Consider the following 1395-nt stretch of genomic DNA (forward strand, 5'->3'; position numbering starts at 1 on the left):
ACAAATGACCATAACTCGTTCACTAAATGAGTATTCGGGTTATACTCCAGCGACTTTTCTTTTATTTAAACTAGGGATAACGCTCTTCGCCAGAGGATGCTGAAACGCACCATGACACGACACGCTTCCCCGATTTTGACCACGCTTTTAGATACTGATGCCTATAAACTCCACATGCAGCAGGCTGTGTTTCATCGCTATTACGATGTCACCGCCGCCGCCGAGTTTCGTTGCCGTGGTGACGACATGCTCGGCATCTATGCTGATGAGATCAGTGAGCAAATAGCGGCGATGGCTTCGCTGGCACTGAGCGATGACGAGTTTGCGTATCTCTCCGGCCTGCCCTTCTTCAAGGCGGACTACCTGAACTGGCTGCGTAGCTTCCGCTACGATCCGCGTCAGGTCAGCGTGCGCAACCATCACGACAAGCTGGATATCCGTATCAGCGGGCCGTGGCGTGAAGTCATCATGTGGGAAGTGCCGCTGCTGGCGCTGATCAGTGAAGTGGTGCATCGTCACTGCTCCCCTCTGGTGACGCCACGAATGGCGGTCGACAAGCTGAAGAGCAAACTGGTGCAGTTTTCCGGACTGACAGCGGATCTTGATATGTCGCGCTTCCGTCTGATGGACTTCGGCACCCGCCGCCGCTTCTCTCACGATGTGCAGCTGACGATTGTCAGCACGCTCAAGCAGGATTTCCCGTGGCTGGTTGGATCGAGTAATTATGAAGTTGCGCGTCAGCTGGGTATTGCCCCGGTCGGCACTCAGGCGCACGAATGGTTCCAGGCACATCAGCAGATCAGCCCGGTACTGGCTAACAGCCAGCGCGTTGCGCTGCAGGCTTGGCTGGAGGAGTATCCGAACCAGTTGGGCATTGCGCTGACCGACTGCATCACCATGGATGCTTTCCTGCGCGACTTCGGTCGTGGGTTTGCCACCGCTTACCAGGGGCTGCGCCATGATTCTGGGGATCCGTTTGAATGGGGCGAGAAAGCGATTGCCCACTATCAGCAGCTGGAATTAGATCCGCAGAGCAAAACGCTGGTCTTCTCCGATAATCTCGACCTAGAAAAAGCGGTGGCGCTATATCGCCAGTTTGACCAGCGTATTAATGTCATTTTCGGCATCGGTACGCGCCTGACCAGCGATATCCCTCAGGTTAAGCCACTTAATATCGTCATTAAGCTGGTGGAATGTAACGGTAAGCCGGTCGCCAAACTTTCCGACAGCCCGGGTAAAACTATCTGTCAGGATAAAGCTTTTGTCCGCGCCCTGCGCAAAGCCTTCAATCTGCCGCTGGTCAAAAGGGGCCAGACTCGTGCTGGCCCCTGATAACGCCTTCCTGTTAATAAATCTCTCTAGCTTCCGGAAATTTTGATGTAGCCCCCTGAAACA

1 protein-coding gene is annotated in these 1395 nt (G+C 54.3%); it reads left to right on the forward strand.

All coding sequences use genetic code 11. The annotated features are described in order from the left end of the window. Window positions 1-111: 111 nt before the first annotated feature. The gene (gene pncB, locus BBW68_RS12205; protein WP_070135575.1) at window positions 112-1332 is read left to right on the forward strand and encodes a nicotinate phosphoribosyltransferase; all 1221 of its coding nucleotides are present in this window, start codon (window positions 112-114) and stop codon (window positions 1330-1332) included. Window positions 1333-1395: the final 63 nt, after the last annotated feature.

Origin of the sequence: Candidatus Erwinia dacicola, from assembly GCF_001756855.1 — a bacterium.
Taxonomy (GTDB): Bacteria; Pseudomonadota; Gammaproteobacteria; order Enterobacterales; family Enterobacteriaceae; genus Erwinia; species Erwinia dacicola.

What these genes read in the sequence shown, in the direction of transcription:
- pncB (WP_070135575.1), top strand. Translation starts at nt 112, where the DNA reads ATGACACGACACGCTTCCCCGATTTTGACCACGCTTTTAGATACTGAT.